The sequence below is a fragment of the Sandaracinaceae bacterium genome, from assembly GCA_016706685.1.
GTDB lineage: Bacteria > Myxococcota_A > Polyangia > Polyangiales > Houyiibacteriaceae > JADJJE01.
In genome coordinates this window covers 631,953-651,508 of sequence record JADJJE010000001.1, presented here as the reverse complement: position 1 = coordinate 651,508, position 19,556 = coordinate 631,953, and the positions used below count along the sequence as shown (strand labels likewise).

Below are 19,556 nucleotides of genomic sequence, written 5' to 3'. Positions count from 1 at the left end.
TGTCTCCAGCTCAGAGCGTGCGGCTCAGCAGCTCGCGCAGCTCGAGGTCGTAGCCGCCCGACAGGATGGGGAAGCGGCACCAGGTCTTGGGGTCCAGGTTCTTGTCGTCCACGTGGAACGACGGCGCGTAGCGCTCGCGCTTCCACTGGTTCTGGCACCACAGGCGGAAGAAGCGCACCACCCACACGCGCAGCTGCTCCGGCGTGTACTGCGGGAACTCGGCGCGCATCAGCTCGAACGCTTCACCCGGGCCCTTCTTGTCGCGGATGGCCACCATCTCGATGGCGTCCAGCAGCGGGTAGGGCATCAGGTCGCCCTCGTCGGTCTGTGCGCTCTCCTTGGGGCGCAGCTCGGCGGTGGGCTGCTGGCGGTTGATGTGCACCAGCTCCGGCGTGGGCGTGAGCCCGTGCGGCCCGGTGCTCTCCATGAAGCGCAGCCACTGCCGCAAGAACGCCTTGTCGATGCCCGCGATGGGCGAGACGCCGCCGCAGGTGTCGCCGTCCATGGTGCAGTAGCCCACCGCGGCCTCGGAGCGGTTGCTGGTGGCCAGCAGCAGCTGCGAGCGCAGGTTGGCGAACATCCAGATGCCCGGCCCGCGCGTGCGTGCCTGGATGTTCTGGAGCGTGAGGTCGTCTTGCTCCCAGGTCAGCGGGCGCCCCACGGCGCCTTCGACCATGGCCACGTAGCCCTTCACCAGCGCGTCCACGTCCAGCTCGTAGTGGTCGGCGAAGACCGCCTCGGCCATGGCGCGCGCGGCGTTGCGCGTGACGTCGCCGCTGTTGTGCGTGGCCTGGTAGGCGGTGGTCAGCACCTTGGGCATGAGCTCCTTGACGCTGCCCATGCTGGCGATGCCCTTCACGTGCGCGAGGCGCTTCTGGAGCCCGTCCCAGCCCAGCTCGGCCGCGGCCATGCGCAGGGCGGTGTAGATGAGCACGCAGCAGGCGGCCGAGTCGGCGCCGCCGCTGAGCGACACCACGAAGCCCTGCGAGCGCGACTTGCGCATGTAGTCCACCAGCGCGAGCCCGATGGCGCGCGTGAACTCCTCTTCCTTGCGGTGTGGCCCCTCGATCCACGGCTCGGGCTTGATGTCCACGCGCTTGGGGGCCACGTCGTTGTGGTCGAAGCTCACGCGCACGCAGCGCTCGTCGCCCTCCACCTCGGGGCGAAAGCTGGCCGACTGCGCGCGGATCAGGCGCGTGTGATCGATGTCCAGCACCGCGTCGTAGACGCCCATGCCCGCGTACGAAAAGGGCTTGGTCTCCACCAGCAGGTTGCCCGCTGCCGCGATCATGCCGCCGCCGTCGTAGACCGCGCGGCCGGCCTCGTTGCCCAGCAGGTTGGCGTACAGGTAGCTCACGCCGAAGGCGCGCGAGCCCTCCAGCACGAGGCGCCGGCGGATGCGCTGCTTGCCGAACGCGAAGTGGCTGGCGCTCGGGTTGAGGATGACGTCCACCCCCTGCAGCGAGAGGCTCGCGCCCGGGCGCCGCGCCACCCACGCGTCCTCGCAGATCTCGAAGCCCAGCACCATGCCGCCGATGTCGAACGTCAGGTCGCCGATGGGATAGCGCTGCTCGCCGTGCTCGAGCGTGGCGCGCCGCCCAGTGGGCCAGGGCTTGAACCAGCGCGGCTCGTAGTGGATGCCGTCACCCGCCAGGAACTGCTTGGCCACGAAGCCCGCGATCTCGCCGTCCACCACCATGGCCGCGGTGTTGTAGACGCAGCCGCGGTGCAGCACGGGCAGGCCAAAGCTCACGATCATGCCGCGCGTGAGGGGCGCCAGGCGCTCCAAGATGCGGAAGGCCTCGTCTTGCACGAACGACGCGAGGAACATGTCCTCGCAGCCGTAGCCCGTGATGCACAGCTCGGGCAGGCACAGCAGCGTGACTCCACGACGGCGCGCCTCGGTGATGGCGGCCTCGATGTTGGTGCGGTTCTCGTCCCACGCGAACGGGGTCTGGTTGAGGACGGCGATGGCGGCGCGGATGCGGTTCATGAGACTCCGGAGAGGGTCGCGAGGGCGTCCCGCAGGACGGGCGCGATGGTGGTGACGCGCAGCAGGGGGTGTGCGCGCGCGGCCTCGGCGTTGGGGTGCGAGTCGGTGCAGGCCACCTCGGTGAAGAGGCCCGAGGCGGCCAGCGTGTCGAGGGCGCCGGCCGGGAACACCCCGTGCGTGCACACGGCCGCCACGTGGCTGGCGCCCGAGTCCAGGTACGCGCGCGCCGCGCCGATGAGCGAGCCGCCCGTGCGGATCATGTCGTCGTAGATGACCACCTTGCGGCCGCGCACGTCGGCCGCGAGCGCGGTGACCTCGGTGTCGGTCCCGCTGGTGCGCCGCTTGAACACGAAGCCCGCCTGCACGCCCAGGTCGTTGGCCAGCGACTCCACCCACTTGGCGCGCCCTGCGTCGGTGGCGCCCAGCACGAAGTCCTCGCCGCCCAGCTCGCGCAGCAGCGGGATGATCACGGGCTTGGCGTACACGTGCAGCGGGCGGATGCTGCCCGAGAAGTAGTGCGGGATGCCCTCGGCGTGCAGGTCCAACATGACCACGCGGTTGCCGCTGCCGGCCGTGGGGATGCTGGAGAGCAGGCGCGCGCGCGTCTTGGCTACCACCACCTCACCGGGCTTCACGGCCCGCTCCATGGTCTGGTAGCCGAAGTACGGGATCAGCAGCGTGAGCGTGTGCACGCCGCGGTGCACCAGCGAGCAGCAGAGGTCGTACAGCTCGAGCGTGTCGGCGTCGGTCACCGTGCCGCCCAGCACCACCGCGTCGCGTCCGCTGCACTCTTCGAGGATGCGCAGGTAGCGCTCGCCGTCCGGGAACCGCTTGCGCAAGAGCGCGCCGCGCGTGATCTCCTCGTAGGCGATCAGCCGCTCGGCCAGGGGCTCATAGGCTTCGGTACAGAACAGGAGCATGGGACCGCGGGGGAGCAGGGCACTCATCACATCGCTTCTTTCACGGGGCGGCGTGCCGCCATCAGCTCGGCGCGGGAGCGCGCCACATAGGCCTCGAGGTAGACTGGATACTCACCCGTGGCCGTGAGCGCGGTCAGCACGGCCGGCAGCACCGAGAGCTCGCGCTTGGCCAGGTCGCGCGAAGCGCTGAGCGCGGGTGGGGTGCCCACGCGCTTCCCAGCGCGCATCACGGGCACCGACAGGTCCACCACCCGGTCGTGCTCGGGCGTGGGGATGGGCTCGCCCGTGGCCATGGCGCACAGCGAGAGCGAGATGCCGCTGTGGTCGAGGTCCACCAGCACGTCGCACACCGGAGTGTCGCCTCGCATGAGCCGCTTCGCTCCGAGGCGCCCGGGGAGCGACACCTTGATGGCCAGCTCGCTGAGCTTGATGCTGGGCACCAGCTCCCCCTCGGCGTTGGCCAGCGCGGACAGCTTGTACACGCCACCGAGCGCCGGCTGGTCGTGGCAGGTGGAGAGCCGTGTACCCACGCCGTAGATGTCGATCAACGCGCCCTCGGCTTGGAGCTGCGCGATGGCGTACTCGTCGAGGTCGTTGCTGGCCACCACCTTGGCGTCTTGCATGCCCGCGGCGTTCAGCTGCGCGCGTGCGTCGATGCTCAGCTCGGTGAGGTTGCCCGAGTCGAGGCGCACGCCGTTCAGGCGGCTGCCCTCGGCTTCGAGGCGCTTGCCCACTTCGATGGCGATGCCCACGCCTTTGCGCGTGTCGTAGGTGTCCACCAGGAAGATGCAGTTGCCGGGCATGGCGTCGGCGTACGCGTTGAAGGCCGTGCGCTCGTCCGGGAAGGCCATCACCCAGCTGTGCGCGTGCGTCCCGGTGACGGGCACACCGAAGCGCATGCCGGCAAGCACGTTGCTGGTGCCCGCGCAGCCGCCCAGGTACGCCGCGCGGCTCACGGCCAGCCCGCCGTCCACTCCCTGTGCGCGTCGCAGCCCGAACTCCACCACGGGCCGGTCGCCGGCCACCTGACGCACGCGCGAGGCCTTGGTGGCCACCAGCGTCTGGAAGTTCACGATGGTGAGCAGCGCGGTCTCCACCAGCTGCGCCTGATACAGCGGCCCGCTCACGCGCAGCAGCGGCTCGTGCGGGAACACGGCGGTGCCCTCGGGGATGGCGTCCACCTCGAGGCCATTCGGCGTGTCTTGCAGGAAGCGCAGGAAGTCGTCCGGGAAGAGCCGGTTCTTTTGGGCGTCCTGCAGCGTGCTCAGGTACGCGCACTCTTCGTCCGTGAAGTGCAGCGCCGTGAGGAAGTCGAGTGCGGGCTCGAGCCCGGCAGCCACCGCGTAGCCCCCCTTGAAGGGGCACTTGCGGAAGTGCAGGTGAAAGCACGAGTCGCGCATGGCGATGCCGGCGCGGTAGTACCCGAACGCCATCGTGAGTTGATAGAGGTCGGTCAGCAGCGCGGAAGGGGCGAGCATCGTGAGAGTCCTACACGAAGCGCCTCATGCGGTCATTGGGATTCTTCGGCCGCTCGTGGCGCCAGGGCGGCGAGCTCTGCGCGAATGCGAGCCGCGTTGGCCTCGGGGCGGGTGGACGTCATGGCCAGCCCCGTGCTCAGCTCGAAGCCCGCACCGCCACCACCCCGTGGTGCGATCTCGAGGCACCAGTAGGCGTGAGGGGCCTCGCGCTCGGCCACCGGCAGCTGGTGCAGCACCACGTTGTAGTCGCGCTTGCCCGCCGCCGCGAGCGTGGCCCGCACCAGCCTCTGCAGGTGGCCGCCCAGCTGGCCGAGCGCCTGGTCCGTGAGCGCCGAGAACGGCGTGGCCGCGGGCTGGCCCTTCGGCACCTGTGGCGCGAGCCAGACCTCGTAGGGGTGGCGCGGCGCGAAGGGGCAGCCGGCGAACCAAACGCCGTCATCCAGCAGCACGCGCTCGCGGGCGGCCCGCTCCACCGCCACCTGTGAAGCCAGCAGGTTGGTTCCGTGCTGCATGAAGTGCTCTCGCGCGCGGCTGCGACGGGCCAGCTGCGTGGGGCCCAGCACGCTCGCGCCCACGATCTGCGCGTGGGGGTGCGGCTGCGAGCTCCCCGCGCGGCGCCCTCGGTTGCGGAAGAGGCTCACGCTGAGGACACCGGGCACAGCCTCCACCGTGCGCACGCGGTCGCGCAGCGCCGTCAGCAACAGGAGCACGTGGGCGTCGTCGTAGTCCACCAGGTCGAGGTCGTGCGCGGGGTGCTCCACCACCACGTCGTGCACGCCCAGCGCAGGGTGCGACTCGCCGCCGGGCGCGTGCTGGAACGGCACGCTCAGCGGCCCCTCCACCACCCACGGGTACCGGTTGGGCACGAAGCGCACGAGCCACGGCAGCGCCTCGTCGGCCGGCACGCGCAGCACGGCGGGCTCCGTCCGGCCCTCGTAGCCCGGACAGAAGGGGCAGGGCCCGCTCGGCTGCGGGAGCCCCGCGCCGGGGTCCACGCCGTGGCGAATCTGCGCGCGCGCCGACGACACGATGACGGGGAAGCCGGTGAAGGGATCCACGCGCACCTCGGGTGGCAGCGGGGCTGCAGCGGGCGTGGGCTCGAGCAGGCGCTTCTTCTGCACCTTGCCCATGGCGTTGCGCGGCAGCGCGTCCACCACGCGATACTCGCGCGGCTGCTTGTGGCGCGTGAGCGTCTGCTCGCCGTGCGCCCGCAGCGCGTCGGCCGACAGCGTGGTCCCCACACGCGGCACCACGAACGCCACGATGCGCTCGCCCAGGTCCGCGTCCGGCACGCCGAGCACGGCCGCCTCGGCCACGTCGGGGTGCTCGAGCAGGGCGGCTTCGATCTCGCCCGCGCCCACCTTGTAGCCGCCGGTCTTGATCAGGTCCGTGCTGCGTCGGCCCACGATGCGCAGCGCGCCGTCCGGCGCCGCCGTGGCGAGGTCGCCGGTATAGAACCAGCCGTCGTCGTCCAGCACCTCGCGCGTGGCGTCTTCGCGGTTGAGGTAGCCCAGGAACACGCTCGGCCCGCGCACGGCCACCTCGCCCAGCGTGGCGTCGTCATCGGCCTCGGGGGGCAGCGGCTGGCGTGCCTCGTCCACACGCCGCAGCTCTACTCCGGGGAGCGCGGGGCCCACATAGCCCGGCCGCGGTGCGTCAGCCGCCGGCACGCCACAGTTGATGAGCGTTTCGGTCAGGCCGTAGCGCTCGTGAATGCCCCGCCCGGTGAGCGCGGTGAGCCGCTGGTGCTCACGCGTGGGCAGCCCCGCCGAGCCCGAGATCAGCAGACGTGCGCTGCGCAGCGCGTTCGCGATGGGCGTGCCGGTGCTGCCCTGTGACTCGGCTTCGGCCGCCTCGATCAGGCGGTGGTACATGGTGGGCACCGCGAAGAGCAGCGCGCGACCGGGCGTGACCGCGGCCAGCGCGGCGGCGAGCGCGTGCGGGGTGAAGCGCGACACGTGGTGCAGGGCGCCGCCCACCCGCAGCGCGCCCAGCAGCCCCAGCACCAAGCCGTGCACGTGGAAGAGCGGCAGCCCGTGCACCACGGTGTCGCTCGCCGTCCAGCCCCAGGTGAGCGCCAGCGCGTCCAGGTTGGCGGCCAGGTTGGCGCTGCTCAGCTGGGCGCCCTTGGGCGCGCCGGTGGTCCCCGAGGTGTACAGGATCAGCGCCACGTCGCTCGACACCGCGCGTGGAGCCCACGCCGGGCTCGGGCTCCCAACGTCGCTGTCCGCCATGTCGTGCAAGCGTCCCGCGAGCGCAGGGCTCACCGGCAGCTCGGCCCGTCGCGCGCCATCCACGAACACCGCCACGGGGGCCGCGTCGCTCAGCATGTGCTCGAGCTCCCGCGCGCCGAGCGCAGGGTTGAGCGGGACCGTCACCACGCCATGCGTCACCTGCGCCACCAGCGCTGTCACCACGTCCAGGCTCGCGTGGGTGAAGACGCCCACGCGCTCACCCGCCCCCACACCAAGCGCATCCAAGCGCGCGAGGTGGATCGCCACGCGTTCTGCGAGGGCTTGATAAGAGAGCGTTCGGCCATCGACGCGCACGGCCTCGGCGTCGTCGGGATCCAGCATGCGGGGAAGCAGCGACTGCACGTTCGCGCTTTACCACGACACTGAGTGCCGAGCTGCGACGAACGAACGCGCTCGCTCCCAGCGCGCTGATTGACGTATAGTCGATGCGTGGACCAGCACTACGCAGACTTGGACCACTTGATGAGCCGCGTCGCGAGCGGTGAGGTCCGACACGTCCGCTCGCTGCTGTCGTCCGCCGCTCCCGAGCACCTCGGCGCGCTGCGTGGAGAGCTCGAGCAGCACCTGCGCGCGCTGCCCGTGCCGCTGCACCGAAGTCATCCCTTGGCGGAGCATCGCAGCTCGCTGCTCACCCTGCGCGACACCATCGACGCCTGCCTCGGCCTGCCCGACGCGTTGCTGCGCGAGGCGCGTGAGCGCTGGTTGGCGGGCGGGTCGCACGCCGAGTACCTCCGGCTGCTGGTTCAAAACGGTCACAGCGCGCGGGCCGTGAGCATGGCCATCGCGCTGCTGGACGCCAACGAGCAGCGCGATCGTCACGAGCTCGAGGGTCTGCTCGCCGAGGTCTCCCTCGCCCCCAGCGGCTGGGCGCTGGCCGTCGCGCAGTTCGCCATGGAGCCCAGCGAAGAGAGCTGGGGTCACCTGCAGCGCTTCACGCCGTGCGAGGTCTATCAGGAGCGCGTGCGCTACACGCTGCGCATCCTGATGCAGATCGGAGTGGCCCCCGAGACCGTCTTCCACTTCGCCACGCTCGACGGCGCCACGCCCGAAGCCATCGGCCTCGCCGAGGAGGGCATGGTGGCCGCGCGCATCATCGAGGAACGCGCCCACCGCTCGGACCAAGAGGGGCGCGTGCTCTGGCTGGGCCTCGCGGCGCGTGCAGCCTGCGTGGCCGGCGACGAGCTGGGCACCATCCGCCTGCTGCGTGCCGCCTACCGCGCGGGGCGTGGCAGCACCTACGATCCGGATCGCGACCTGGCCTTCGTGCGGGACCACGCCGACAGCTCCCTGCGCGCGCTGCTGGTGAACGCGGGCTTCCCGCTCAACTGAAGCCCGAGCGGTTCCCGTCGGCCTGCATGACCAGCGGACAGTCTCGCCAATCTGTCGCCCAGAGGCGCGATGTAGCCGATGCATCTGGCGCTGACCGACCGCGCACTGCCCAGCAGTCGGCCAATGTAGACATTTCGCACCCATGCTCGAGCCGACTCACGAGGACATGGGCGCGTCATTGACGAGCGTAACAGCGGTCCTCACTGGATCGGAGTGCAGTGGGGATGTGCAGACTGGCTGTATACGGGAGTGTCTCCCCCGAGCTGACCCACGCCTGTTGCGCGGAACACCCCCCGCTATAGTCCGCGGCATGATTGACTTCTACTCTTGTTTCGTGGAGCGCCCGGTCCCTGTTTGGCGGCGCGCCTTCGTGTTTTCGCTTTGTCTCTTGCCCGGCTGCGGCTCGGGGGCGGCCGCCGGTCTCGATGCCGCCGTGGACGGACACGTGGACGACGCCGGCGTCGAGAGCGGGCGGCTCGTGGTGGTGGGCCCCGATGGGGAGATCGCCTCGCTCGACTTGGCGGCGCCCTTCACGGTGCGGGCGAGCGACGACTTGGATGCCGTGACTTCGAGCGTGAAGTGCGCAGGCGCGCGCTGCGTGGTGGTGCACCCTGCTCCCAGCAATACCGTCGATCTCGTGGATGCGCGCACTCTGAGTGTTACGCGCACCTTCACTCTCGCCCGTGGCGCCGACCCGCGCGATGCGGCGTGGGTGGGGGACGACATCGTGGTGGTGAGCCAGTACGAGAGCGCCGAGGTGGTGGTGATCGACGCGACCGCGCTGACCGTCTCGTCCATCGACCTCGCCGCCCTCGCGGACGCCGATGGCCTCCCGGAGCCCGCGCACGTCGCGAGCTGCGGGCAGCGTGCCTTCGTTCAGCTCGCGCGCATCGATCATGAGTCGGGCGCCGTCAGTGATCTCGGGCCTGCGCTGGCCGTGTTGGACTTCAGCTCGCCCGCAGGAGGGCGCGTGGTGGACGTCGATCCGGACGCTGTCGGCGTCCAAGGGGTTGCGCTGAATTCACAGGCGGAGTTCGACATGCCCGTGGACTGTGCGCGTAGCCGTCTGTTCGTGGCCGAGCCGAGGCCCCTCTTCTCGGGGGGAGGGGGCTACGAGGTCGTGAATCTCAGCACGCTAGTGGTCAGCGTGTTCGACTTCGCGAACGGCGCGCAAGTGGGTGGCTTCGAGGTGGTGGACGACGTCCTCGGGTGGCGCATCACGCACACGGACTTCGGTCCCGGGGCCTCGTCGCACCTCGAGCTGGTGGGCGCTGGAGCCTTCCCCACGTACAACAGTTTCTCGTCGTACTACGTGGATCAGCTGGCGCTCGACACCGTGGAAGACCTGCTGTTCTTCCCGGACCCGTGCACCATCACGCCCTCCAACCAGGCCTGCGAACGCGGAGTCCACGTGTTCCACGCTCGCAGCGGCGAGGTCGCGAGCGGCACCCCGGTGGACGTCGGCTTCGACGCCATCGACCTTGCCGTGGCCCGCTGACGTCGACACCACCAGCGCCCGCGTTCAGACGCCAGTGCGTCGGCAGCGACGCGCCAGCAAGGCGGCCAGCAACCCCAGCGCCATGGCCCGAGCGCCGAAGGGTGCGCTGGACGCGCCTGCGCGGCACGAACAGCCGGACGAGCCGCCTCCATCGGGGGTGCCCGCGTCGACGCCTGCGTCTTCGAGCACGCGCGCATCCATCCTGACGCTCGCATCCTCGATCATGCCAGCGTCGTCGGTCGTGCCAGCGTCGTCGGTCGTGCCAGCGTCGCTCACCATGCCCGCGTCGCCGACCACGCCAGCGTCGTCGGGGACCCCAGCGTCGGGCGTGCACCCGTTGTCCGTCATGCCATCGCAGTCGTCGTCCACGCCGTCATCGCAGGTCTCGCTCGCCGCAGGGGTACCCTCCGTGGCGTCGCACACCTCGCTCCCGGCGTCACAGACATACATGCCCGTCGCTAGGCAGGCGCCAACGCCAACCGTGCACGAGGCGCCAATCGTGAAGCCTTCATCGACCATGCCGTTGCAGTCGTCGTCGACGTCGTTTCCACACAGCTCGGTGCCAGGCAGGCCTGGATCCGCGGAGCAGGAGGCGCCCGTCATGCTGCACTCGAGCACGCCCATCGCCGCGCATGCCCCGACGCCCGACATGCAGCTGGTGCCGGCCTCCGTGCCGTCGTCCGCAACGCCGTTGCAGTCGTTGTCCGAGCCGTCACAGACCTCGGGCAGAGGTCGCTGGACGTTGGCACACGTCCATGCCCCTTCGTCACACGTGATCGTCCCGGCCGCGCACGGCGACGAGAGCACACCCGTGCCGCCGCAGCTCGCGCCAGACGGCGGGCACCAATTCAGGTTCGAGAAGGAGCAGCAGTTCCCAGCTTGGTTCCAGCAACCAGCCTGGCCCGCCGAGGGAGCGTCGGCGAATGGTGGGTTGTCCACTTGTTCATCACAGTCGTTGTCGGCGCCGTCGCAGACTTCGGGAGACGGGACGCACTGCGCGTCGGCGCGAGCGTTGGTGAAGGCGAAGGAGGCGAGCACGAGGAGCGCGAGGAGACGTTGCATTGGGCCGTAACGTAGCATGATCCATAGGAATTGTGAGTCATTCCAACGTGGTGTGTGAAGAGGCGGCCCAGGAAGTCCACCGCGTTCAGGGTGCAGCTGAGGCCGTCCTCGGTGGCGAAGGTCACGGCTTCGCCGGCGTAGCTCATGAGGCGCGCGTTCAAGGTGCCGACGCAGTGCGGCAGCTCGCGGGTCCATGGGTGCACCACTGGTTGACGGCGGGCGTCCCTACCGCGTACACCCGCGGAGCCGAGGAGGAAGCGCATGTCTTCACATTCGAGACCCAGAGCCTTCATGGGGCCGTTGCTGTTCGCCGCGCTCGTACTCGGTTGTGGGGACCCACCCGCCACGCCGGACGACGCGGCCGTCCACGACCCCTGCGGTGTCGGCTTCTTCGACTCGGACCCGGGCTCAGACGTCGATTGCCAGCCGTGGACATCGTGCGCGCCGGGGACCTACGTTAGCCAGGCACCCCGTCCAGTGAGCGATCGCAGCTGCGCTCCATGCGGGAGCGGGTCGTTCAGCACCACCGAGAACGCCGACCGCTGCGCGTCGTGGACGCAGTGCGCGCCGGGGGAGTATCAGGTGGCGCTCGGCGACGCGGTGACGGACCGTGACTGTCTGCCGTGCCGACCCGGATACTACTCGGTCGGCGTCAACAGCACCGGCTGCGAGCGCAGCGAGACGTGCGTGGCGGGCACGGTACTCGTGCAGGCGGGGACCTCGAGCTCCGCGCCCGTCTGCGCCGCGTGCGACGCGGGCACGTACTGCGAGGGCGGGTCGGCTGCCGCCGTCGTGTGCGGCGACGTGGACGACACCTGGGACCACGACGGCGATCCCGAGACGACCTGCCAGGAGCGCTACCGGTGTGTCGGCGGGTTCACGGTGCTCGACGACGGCAGCGCCACCACGAACCGTACGTGCGAAGCCTGTGTTCAGGGCACGTTCGCGGTCGGTCCGAACTCCAGGGCGTGCACGGCGTGGACCGAGTGCCCAGCACCCGACACGATCGAAGCCTCCCCCCCCACGAGTTACCGCGACCGGGTGTGCACGGACACCCCGTGGGATCACGTGGACGTGTTCGGGACCGCCCATCGCGACAGCGCGTCTTCGTTCGTGGTCTTGCCCGACGGGTCGATGCGCTTCGGCGCGGCGATCGACGAGGGGGCCTATCCCGGCTTCACGCACTTGGGGATGTCCGACGCCGCCGTGGTCGCCGCTGGCCCAGGCGGGGTGGTCACGTGGGCTGACCAGTTCGGGACTGCCAGCTTCGACGCGGTCGACGCCGTGGCGGTGGGACCTGGTGGCACCGTCTACGTCGCGGGGGACGTGCACACGGCTGCCTTGCCGGGTCAGGTGGCCAACGGGGTGGACGACGTGTTCGTCCGGAAGTACGCGTCTACGGGAGCGGTGCTGTGGACGCGGCAGTTCGGCACGTCGACCTCCGACTACGTGTACGACATCGCGGTGGGGCCCACGGGTGACGTGTGGATCGTGGGCAGGACCTACGGTGTGCTCCCGGGGCAGATGGCGGTGGACGCGCCGGACACCTACGTGCGCGTCTACGACACCGACGGGAACGAGCGCTGGACCCGGCAGATGGGCTTCGGGAATGCCGGTAGCGACGCGGCCAACGGCGTCGTGGTCGATGCCACCGGGGCGGCCTACATCACGGGGGAGCTGCCCGGCGCGGCCGTGCTGGCGGGCCAAACACAGCTCGGCGCGCGCGACGCGTACCTCCTGAAGCTCGACACCGACGGCACCACGCTCTGGGCGCGGCAGTTCGGCACCGACGGTAGCGACGTGGGGGTGGCCGTGGTCCTCACCTCCGACGGCGACATCGTGGCGCTCGCTGCCCGCACGGGAGCCGCTGATGCGATCGCGCTGGTGCGCTACGCGCCAGACGGCACCCTGCTCCACATGTACACCGACCCTGGCACGGTGGGGTCACGCAACCTGTGGATGGCGCCCGACCTGACGGGGGGCGTGGTCATCGCGGGGAGCTCCTCGCAAGCACCGGTCACCGGGGGCAGCGTGCCCGGCGGGTTCGTGCAGTGGTACGACGACAGTGAGTCGCTGACCCGGACCGAGCAGTTCGCCGTCGACTGGTTCGTGCCTCGGGATATTGCCGTCGACGCAGCCGGCCGCGTGCGGGTGCTCGGCGGAGTGAACGGCGCCGTGCCCCATGAAACCGGCTTGGGGCGCGAGGACATCTACGTGCTGCGGCTGCGTCCTTAGCGGGCGCTGCCGCAAGTCGATTCCGTCGCCCGTAGGGCCTCCACGAATGGCGCGAAGCTCACGGGGCACCGATCTGCGATGAAGGCGCCGTCGCTGTAGAGTCCGCCCACCAAGACGCTGGATGGCCATGACCGGGGCGCGCGCTGTCGGGCCTTGGAGCGGCGCACCACCGACCCCGCGAAGAGTCCACCGACGGCCTCTCCCGCCTCTACGGAGGCAGCAGCGCCACGCCCGTCTGCGTGAGCACGTCATCGCCACGTGGGCTCTCCACCACCACGAACACTGCCCACGTCCCCGTCTCGGTGGCGGGCTCCTCGAACGGCACGATCACCGTGCCGCCCGCGGGTGTGAGCCCTACTCGCAGCGGCGACAGCGCACCGTCGGGCACCGTGACGTGCCACGTGAGATCCGCGAACTCGGGCTCGGGCACCAGCTCCGAGAACTCCGAGGTGGGGTCGATCAACACGCGCTCGTCGCACACGGCGGCGCAGCGGCCCACTTGGACCTCGACGGCGCGCCCTGCGGGCCAGCTGACCACGAAGCCCTCGGTGTCGCGCGTGACGCGCACCTCCACCTCACCGCTCGGGGCGTTGTTGCCGTGCAGGCAGCCCAGCAGCAAGAGTGGCATGGCGAGCGCCACGCGTCTGGTGAGAGACCCGCGCAGCCGGCGCAGCACTCAGACGAACTCCGGCCGCACGCCGTGGACGCGTAGCGCCTTCTGGCGCACCTGGAACGACGCGGGGGCGATGCCGGGGGCCTCACCGTCGATGTCCATGTACGCGGTGTTCTTGTGCGGAGTGACGCGCACGCGCTGCCCCTGGAACACGTGCACCAGCCGCGAGCGCGTGTGCGTCCCCTTGTAGACCCCCTGCAACACCGGCAGCGAGCGCAGCGTGCTGGCCGCTTCCAGCACCACCACGTCCAGCAGGCCGTCTTGCAGGCGCGCGTTGGGCGCCAGCATCATGCCGCCGCCGCACCAGCGCCCGTTGCACACGCCCACCGCCGAGACCCGGTAGGTGCCCACGTTCTCCGAGTCCACCTCGATGGTGACCTCGGCCGGCTTGTAGACCATGTTGGCGCGCAGGGTGGCCAGGGCGTAGGCCGCGCCGCCCCTCAAGCGGTGTTTGGACTCGTTCACGAAGCGGTCCACCAGCCCACCAATGCCGGTGGTCGCGATGTTGAGGAAGTGCCTGCCGCGCGACTCGCCGCTCTCCGTCACGTACTCCACCCAGCCGCAGTCCACGCTCACGGGCTCGCTCTCGGCGATGACGCGACACGCCGCGCCGAGGTCGTCCGACGCGTGCAGCATGCGCCGGAAGTCTCCGCCCGTGCCGGCGTGCAGGATGCCCAGCGAGACCTTCTGGCCCGCGCTCGCGCGCATGATGCCGTCGGCCACTTCGCTGTGGGTGCCGTCGCCGCCGAACGAGACGAGCGTGGTGGCGCCGGCCTCCACGGCCTCACGCGCACAGCGCACGCCGTCACCGATGCTCTGCGTCTGCAGGAACTGCACGTCTGCGCCCAGCACGGCGCGGATCTCGTCGCTCAAGCGATGCCAATTGAGGCCCACCCAGCCGCCGCGTCCGGCGGGGTTGGCGATGACGTAGGTCTTGCGAGGGTCGATCATGGCGCCGCCGGAGGATGCCTGCTCACCGGCGGAACCGCCACCGTCAACGCACGGCGCGCATCAAGTCCAGGAACGGCTCGGCCTGCATCGGCGCGGTGACGCGCGGGCCCTCGGAGCCGTCCGCGTGGTGCATCACCACGAAGGGCAGGCCGGACTGGCCGTAGCTGCGCAGGTGGCCCTGGGCCACGTCGTCGCTGGCGTCCGAGAGGTCGATGCGCACCGCCACGAAGCGCCGCGCCTCGGACACCACGCGCGCGTCGCTGAGGGCCATGTGGTCGAGCTCGCGGCACGCGGAGCACCAGTCCGCCCCGAAGTCCACCAGCAGCGGCAGCCCGCTCTGCTGCGCCTGCGTCCGCGCGGCCGTGTAGTCGGTCTCCCACGTGATCTGCGCGCCCTCCGGCAGCGCCTCCTGGTGCCGGATCAGGGCCAGCGCGCCGAGCGTGATCAGCAGCACCCCCACGCCCTTGCGCGCCCGCTGGTGCCAGGCGCCCTCTTTGAAGGACAGGTGGATGGCCCCCAGCAGCGCGCCGACCGGGATCATGGCGGCCCCCGCGTACAGCCAGCGGACGTCGCGCGTCACGGGCGCCGGCAGGCGCAGGATGTCGCGCACGAAGTAGATGGCCATGATGACCATCACCAGCCCGAACACGCTCTTGACCGCGTCCACCCAGCGGCCCGTCTTGGGCAGCGACAGCGCGAACGTGCCCACCGCGAAGAACAGCGTGCCGAGCCCGATGGAGTACGTGAACATGCTCAGCGCGCCGAAGGTGGCGTCGCGCGTGGTGCTCACGTAGGCCAAGAGCGCGCTGATGACGGGGCCCGCGCACGGGGCCGCGATCAGGCCGCTGACCAAGCCCATGACGAAGGCCCCCTTGAAGCCCACGCCGCCGGACTGCGACAGGCGCGTCTGGACACTGGTGGGCAGCGCCAGGTCGAACGCGCCGAACATGCTGGCGCCCATGACCAGGAAGAGCAGCGACATGGGCACCATCACCCACGGGTTCCCGGTCCACGCGCCGAACAGCGAGCCCGCCAGGGCCGAGAGCACCCCGAGGGGCGTCAACAGCGCCGCGATGCCGAGCACATAAGCACTGGAGAGGCCTGCGGCGCGCCAGCGCGAGTCGCTCTGCCGGGCGCCGAAGATGCTCACCGTGATGGCGATCATCGGGTACACGCAGGGCGTGAGCGCGGTCAGCAGGCCGGCCAGGTAGGTCATGCCCAGCGCTGGCCCGTAGCGCCCTTCGGCGAGCGCCGCGCGGTAGCTCTCGGACACGTCGTCCAAGAACGAGGCGTTTGCGTCGCCCGCCACCAGCCACGTCACCATCAGTGCGCCGAGCGCGACCAGCGAGCGTCCCACGGGGCGAAGAGGGGAAGGCGCCCCAGCGAGGCGTAGGGCGTGCGAGCGAAGAGGCAGCATTCCCCCGAATCATGGGAAGCGGGGGAGCCGACCGCAAGCCGCTCTCCCGCCGCCGGGCCCGGGGCTTTCGTCCGGCTCCGGCGCCGCGACCACTCGGCACTTGCGGGAACGCCCCGCATCGCGTTAGCTCGGGGCGTGCCACTCCCTTCGCTCCTCTGCTTCGTGTTCGCGGCGGGCATCGCCATCGCGCTGGCGGGGCGCTCCGAGATCCGTGTGTCCCCGCGGCCGGTGTTGCTCACGTCGAGCGCGACCGCGTTGTTGCTCTACGCCAGCCTGCTGGTCGTGCCCGTGGGCATCTACTTCTACGTGCTCCACGGAGACTGGTTCCTGGTCTACATGGTGGATGTCCAGCGCATCCCGTCCGCGCTCGCCCTGATCGGCTTCATCTTATTGGTGGGCGTCGGGCTGCTCGGCTTCGCGTGCGCCGCAGCGCTGGCCCGGGCGCAGCGGGACGCCATCAGCGGTGCGCTCCTCGCGGTGGCCATGGTCGCGTCGGCCGCTGTCGCGCTCACGCTGCGCGATCGGCTCTCGGTGGTGGGCACCCACGCGCAGTTCACGCGCGGCTTCGGCCTCACCGACTTCTCGGCCGGGCCCGTTCAGCCCAGCGCGTGGCTCATGGGGTCCATCCTGGTGCTCGGCTTGATGGGGACGGTGGCCCGCGTCATCTGGGGCCGAGGTCGCGGGTGAGCACCGGCAGGCCCGGGCGGACGGCCCTCGCGGCGCGTCGTCGGCTGGGCCGTGGGGTGTGCGCCACGCTGTGGGTCGGCGGTCTCGCTGCGCTGCTCGGCGGGTGCGGCCCCGGCCTGTACCTCGCGTCCATGCGGCCAGCCGAGCGCGCCGTCGAGCGCGCGCACGACGCTGGCGCCGAGGAGCTGGCCACGTACGACTACTACTTTGCCCTGGCGCACCTCGACAAGGCTCGCGAAGAGGCCGCCGAGTCGGCCTTCCAAGACGCAGCGGACCACGCCCGCATCGCACGCGAGCACGCCGAGCGCGCCGAGGCCACCAGCCGGGGGGCCACGACCGCGCCATGAGGGCGCTGCTGACATGCGCGGTGGCGCTGTGGCTGAGTGGTTGTGCCGCAGACCCCAGCTGGGAGCGTCGCTTCGTCTCCATCGAGGGCACGCTCGCTCGCGCGGAGGAAGCGGGCGCCATGCGCTGCGCGCCGCGAGAGCTGGCACTCGGGCGTGCGCACCTCGGGTTCGCCACGTTCGAGCGCGAGCGGGGTCAGCGCGCCCGGGCGGAGGAGCACCTGGCCATCGCCGAGCCCAACGCGGGGGCTGCCCTCTACCTGAGCCCAGCCGCCCGCTGCTCCGGCCATCCTCCTCTCGAGGAAGAGCCTGCATCGAGCGAAAGCGAGGCGCCCATCGACACCGCGCCCCTCACGGATGCCGCCCCTGGGGGTGATGATCCTGGGGACCCCGATGCCGCTCCGCTGCTGGACCCCGTAGGGACTCCGGATCCCACGAGCGCGCCCGACCCTTCGGGTGATGTGCTGCTCACGCCCGCCCCCGATCACGACGCGGACGGGGTGCCCGACTCCGCCGACGAGTGTCCGCGAGCGGCAGGGCAAGCGGGCGCCGCCTGCCCAGGAAGCTACGAGGGTCTCGTAGTCCGCTCCGAGCGCATCGTGTTGCTGCGGCCGCTGTTGTTGGACACCGACGGCGCACCGGCCGAGCCCACGCGCCCGCTGCTGCGTGCGCTCGCCCGCGCGCTGCGCGATCGCCCGGCGATGCGCATCGAGATCGGAGCCCACACGGACAGTGAGGGGACCGAGCTCGAGAACCTCGCGGAGTCGCAGCGCCGCGCTGAGCGCCTACGCGAGCTGGTCGTCGCCGAGGGAGCAGATCCCGACCGCATCAGCGCGCGTGGCTACGGTGAGGAGCTCCCGCTCGAGTCGAACAGCACCGAGGAGGGGCGCGCCGCGAACCGCCGCGTCGAGGTGCGCCGAACCGAAGGCGGCGACGGGGCGCTCTAGAGGTACTCGCGGTGGGGGCGCATCTTGAACGCGACGTGCGCGCGGAAGCGCGATAGGATGCCGCCGATGGACGGTCTCCGAATGAGGATGGTGGCGGCGCTCGCGCCGTGGGTGATCGGTGCTCTCGTGCTCGCGAGCGCGCTCCCTGCGGGCGCACAGCCGGCCCAACGCGACCAGGTCGCGGCGCTCAACATCCGCGCGATGAACGAGTACGGCAACTTCGAGTTCGACCGCGCGCAAGAGCTGCTCGAAGAGGCCCTCGCCCTCTGCCAGCGCCACCGCATCACGGACACGCCGCTCGCCCGCACGTACATGAACCTCGCCATCGTGGCGATCGGCGCGCGCCAGGACACCGGAGCGGGCCTCGACCTGTTCGTCCAGGCGCTCAACGCCGACGCCAACATCGAGCTGGATCCGGCGCTCAGCTCGCCCGACATCCAGTCGCGCTTCATCCTCGCGCAGCAGCGCCACAGCCGCGGTGGTGGTGCCACGGCCGGCGCGGCCGCAGGTGGTCAGGGCTTGGCGCTCGAGCACGAGCCCATCGCCGAACAGCTGGTGAACACGCCGGTGCCCGTCTACCTCGAGGTGCCGGGTGGCACCGAAATCAGCGAGGTCATGCTGTACTTCCGGACCGGCGGCATGCGCCGCTACGAGCGCGTGGCCATGACGGCCATGGCGGGCGGCTACGGCGCCGAGATCCCCTGCCGTCGCGTCGTGGCCCCCTCGGTGCGCTACTACATCGTGGTCTTCGGTCCCGGAGGGAGCTCGGTGGGCTTCGCCGGCAGCGCCAACGAGCCGTTCGAGGTGGTGGTGGTGGGTGAGCGCAGCCTGGCCGCGCCATCCCTCCCCGGGCAGGCGGCCGCAGCCCAGTGCGTGGGTCAGCCCCAGTGCGCGGAAGACGAGTGCGACGAGAGCGCGCCGCAGGGCGAGGGCGCCGCCTGCACCGAGAGCGCGGAGTGCGCCTCGGGCCTCGAGTGCCTCGAGGGCCTCTGCAGCTGGGATCGCAGCACGGCGCCTCAGGAGCCCGGCCCGCGCTTCTTCTTCCACTTCGGCGCAGGCGCCGGAATGTTCTACGCCACCAGCGGGATGGTGGCCGATGGCCTGCCGCCGCAAGACAACAACCCGGCCATCCCGCCGGGCGACTGGAACTCTCCCGACTGGGCGGCCTACATCGACCCCAGCACCGGTCTGTCGGGCTGCAACCCGGGCCCCGAGCGCGACATCGGCGGCGTCATCTACGCCACCCAAGACGAGTGCCACGTGCGGGTCACGAGCAACGGCTTCGTGCCGAGCCACCAGCTCGACATCGAGGTGGGCGGGTACTTCACGGACCGCGTCGGTCTCGCCGTCGGGGTGCGCGTCAACATCAAGGCCGGGCTCGGCACGCTCTCGCGCGTCATGTTCAACCTGCGCGGGCAGCTCCAGCTCACGCGGCCGACCTTCACGGGCATCAACGTCGCGCTCCATGCTGGCATCGGCATCGGCCAGATCCAGCTGCAGCCCACGCAGCGCCCCAACCCAGCCACGCCGGACGTGCGCATGCGCGAGCCGTGGATCCAGACCGGCCTGCTCTCGGTCTCGGCCGGCCTCACCACCAGCTACCGCGTCTTCAATGGCTTCGGCTTCTACCTCGAGCCCGAGCTGGTGGTGTTGGTCCCCATGGGCGCTGGCAACAAGATGAGCTGGGGCCTGGATCTCGCCGGCGGCGTCGAGATCTCGTTCTGAGAGGCGTCGCTGCCCGAACGAGACGACCGGCGGATCGCTCCG

General features: G+C 70.8%; 15 protein-coding genes. 7 read left to right on the top strand and 8 right to left on the bottom strand.

Annotated elements, in window-relative coordinates; all coding sequences use genetic code 11:
- Window positions 1-10: 10 nt before the first annotated feature.
- The 4 genes from nadE to IPI43_02735 are packed head-to-tail and all read right to left on the bottom strand — an operon-like array spanning window position 11 to window position 6,988.
- Entirely contained in the window at window positions 11-1,993 is a 1,983-nt protein-coding gene (gene nadE, locus IPI43_02750) for an NAD(+) synthase (GenBank protein MBK7773045.1), read from the bottom strand.
- The gene (locus IPI43_02745) at window positions 1,990-2,913 is read right to left on the bottom strand and encodes a ribose-phosphate pyrophosphokinase (protein MBK7773044.1); all 924 of its coding nucleotides are present in this window, start codon (window positions 2,911-2,913) and stop codon (window positions 1,990-1,992) included. The genes nadE and IPI43_02745 overlap by 4 nt, the downstream gene beginning before the upstream one ends.
- A 26-nt stretch (window positions 2,914-2,939) precedes the next feature.
- Window positions 2,940-4,391, bottom strand: a complete 1,452-nt coding sequence (pncB, locus tag IPI43_02740) for a nicotinate phosphoribosyltransferase (GenBank protein ID MBK7773043.1) — start codon at window positions 4,389-4,391, stop codon at window positions 2,940-2,942.
- A 32-nt stretch (window positions 4,392-4,423) separates the two neighbouring features.
- Window positions 4,424-6,988: an AMP-binding protein gene (locus IPI43_02735; GenBank protein MBK7773042.1), complete on the bottom strand. Its 2,565-nt coding sequence runs from the start codon at window positions 6,986-6,988 to the stop codon at window positions 4,424-4,426.
- Window positions 6,989-7,075: 87 nt separating this feature from the next.
- Between IPI43_02735 and IPI43_02730 the strand changes: the two genes are divergently transcribed.
- Both IPI43_02730 and IPI43_02725 read left to right on the top strand, forming a co-directional pair.
- Window positions 7,076-7,975: a hypothetical protein gene (locus tag IPI43_02730; GenBank protein MBK7773041.1), complete on the top strand. Its 900-nt coding sequence runs from the start codon at window positions 7,076-7,078 to the stop codon at window positions 7,973-7,975.
- Window positions 7,976-8,285: 310 nt separating this feature from the next.
- Window positions 8,286-9,473 carry a hypothetical protein gene (locus IPI43_02725; protein ID MBK7773040.1) on the top strand — a complete coding sequence of 396 codons (1,188 nt, stop codon included), beginning with the start codon at window positions 8,286-8,288 and terminating at the stop codon, window positions 9,471-9,473.
- A gap of 24 nt (window positions 9,474-9,497) precedes the next feature.
- Here the strand turns inward: IPI43_02725 and IPI43_02720 are convergent, their stop codons facing one another.
- The gene (locus IPI43_02720; protein ID MBK7773039.1) at window positions 9,498-10,535 is read right to left on the bottom strand and encodes a hypothetical protein; all 1,038 of its coding nucleotides are present in this window, start codon (window positions 10,533-10,535) and stop codon (window positions 9,498-9,500) included.
- Between the two features lie 477 nt (window positions 10,536-11,012).
- On the opposite strand from IPI43_02720, the gene IPI43_02715 reads away from it, so the two are divergent.
- Window positions 11,013-12,770, top strand: a complete 1,758-nt coding sequence (locus IPI43_02715; GenBank protein MBK7773038.1) for a hypothetical protein — start codon at window positions 11,013-11,015, stop codon at window positions 12,768-12,770.
- A 208-nt stretch (window positions 12,771-12,978) separates the two neighbouring features.
- Here the strand turns inward: IPI43_02715 and IPI43_02710 are convergent, their stop codons facing one another.
- From IPI43_02710 to IPI43_02700, 3 genes are read right to left on the bottom strand one after another with little or no spacing between them, the layout of a single operon-like run.
- Entirely contained in the window at window positions 12,979-13,398 is a 420-nt protein-coding gene (locus IPI43_02710; GenBank protein ID MBK7773037.1) for a hypothetical protein, read from the bottom strand.
- A 48-nt stretch (window positions 13,399-13,446) separates the two neighbouring features.
- Entirely contained in the window at window positions 13,447-14,394 is a 948-nt protein-coding gene (locus tag IPI43_02705; protein MBK7773036.1) for a diacylglycerol kinase family lipid kinase, read from the bottom strand.
- A gap of 43 nt (window positions 14,395-14,437) precedes the next feature.
- A complete protein-coding gene (locus IPI43_02700; GenBank protein ID MBK7773035.1) occupies window positions 14,438-15,751 on the bottom strand; it encodes a thioredoxin family protein in 1,314 nt (437 codons plus the stop codon).
- 195 nt (window positions 15,752-15,946) lie between these two features.
- On the opposite strand from IPI43_02700, the gene IPI43_02695 reads away from it, so the two are divergent.
- The 4 genes from IPI43_02695 to IPI43_02680 all read left to right on the top strand — a co-directional run bounded on the left by IPI43_02695 (window position 15,947) and on the right by IPI43_02680 (window position 19,514).
- Entirely contained in the window at window positions 15,947-16,498 is a 552-nt protein-coding gene (locus IPI43_02695; GenBank protein MBK7773034.1) for a hypothetical protein, read from the top strand.
- Window positions 16,495-16,845, top strand: coding sequence for a DUF4398 domain-containing protein (locus tag IPI43_02690; protein ID MBK7773033.1), 351 nt, complete (start codon window positions 16,495-16,497; stop codon window positions 16,843-16,845). Before IPI43_02695 ends, IPI43_02690 begins: the two co-directional genes overlap by 4 nt.
- Window positions 16,842-17,789: an OmpA family protein gene (locus IPI43_02685; GenBank protein ID MBK7773032.1), complete on the top strand. Its 948-nt coding sequence runs from the start codon at window positions 16,842-16,844 to the stop codon at window positions 17,787-17,789. The genes IPI43_02690 and IPI43_02685 overlap by 4 nt, the downstream gene beginning before the upstream one ends.
- 66 nt (window positions 17,790-17,855) lie before the next feature.
- Entirely contained in the window at window positions 17,856-19,514 is a 1,659-nt protein-coding gene (locus tag IPI43_02680) for a tetratricopeptide repeat protein (protein MBK7773031.1), read from the top strand.
- The last annotated feature ends 42 nt before the right edge of the window (window positions 19,515-19,556 follow it).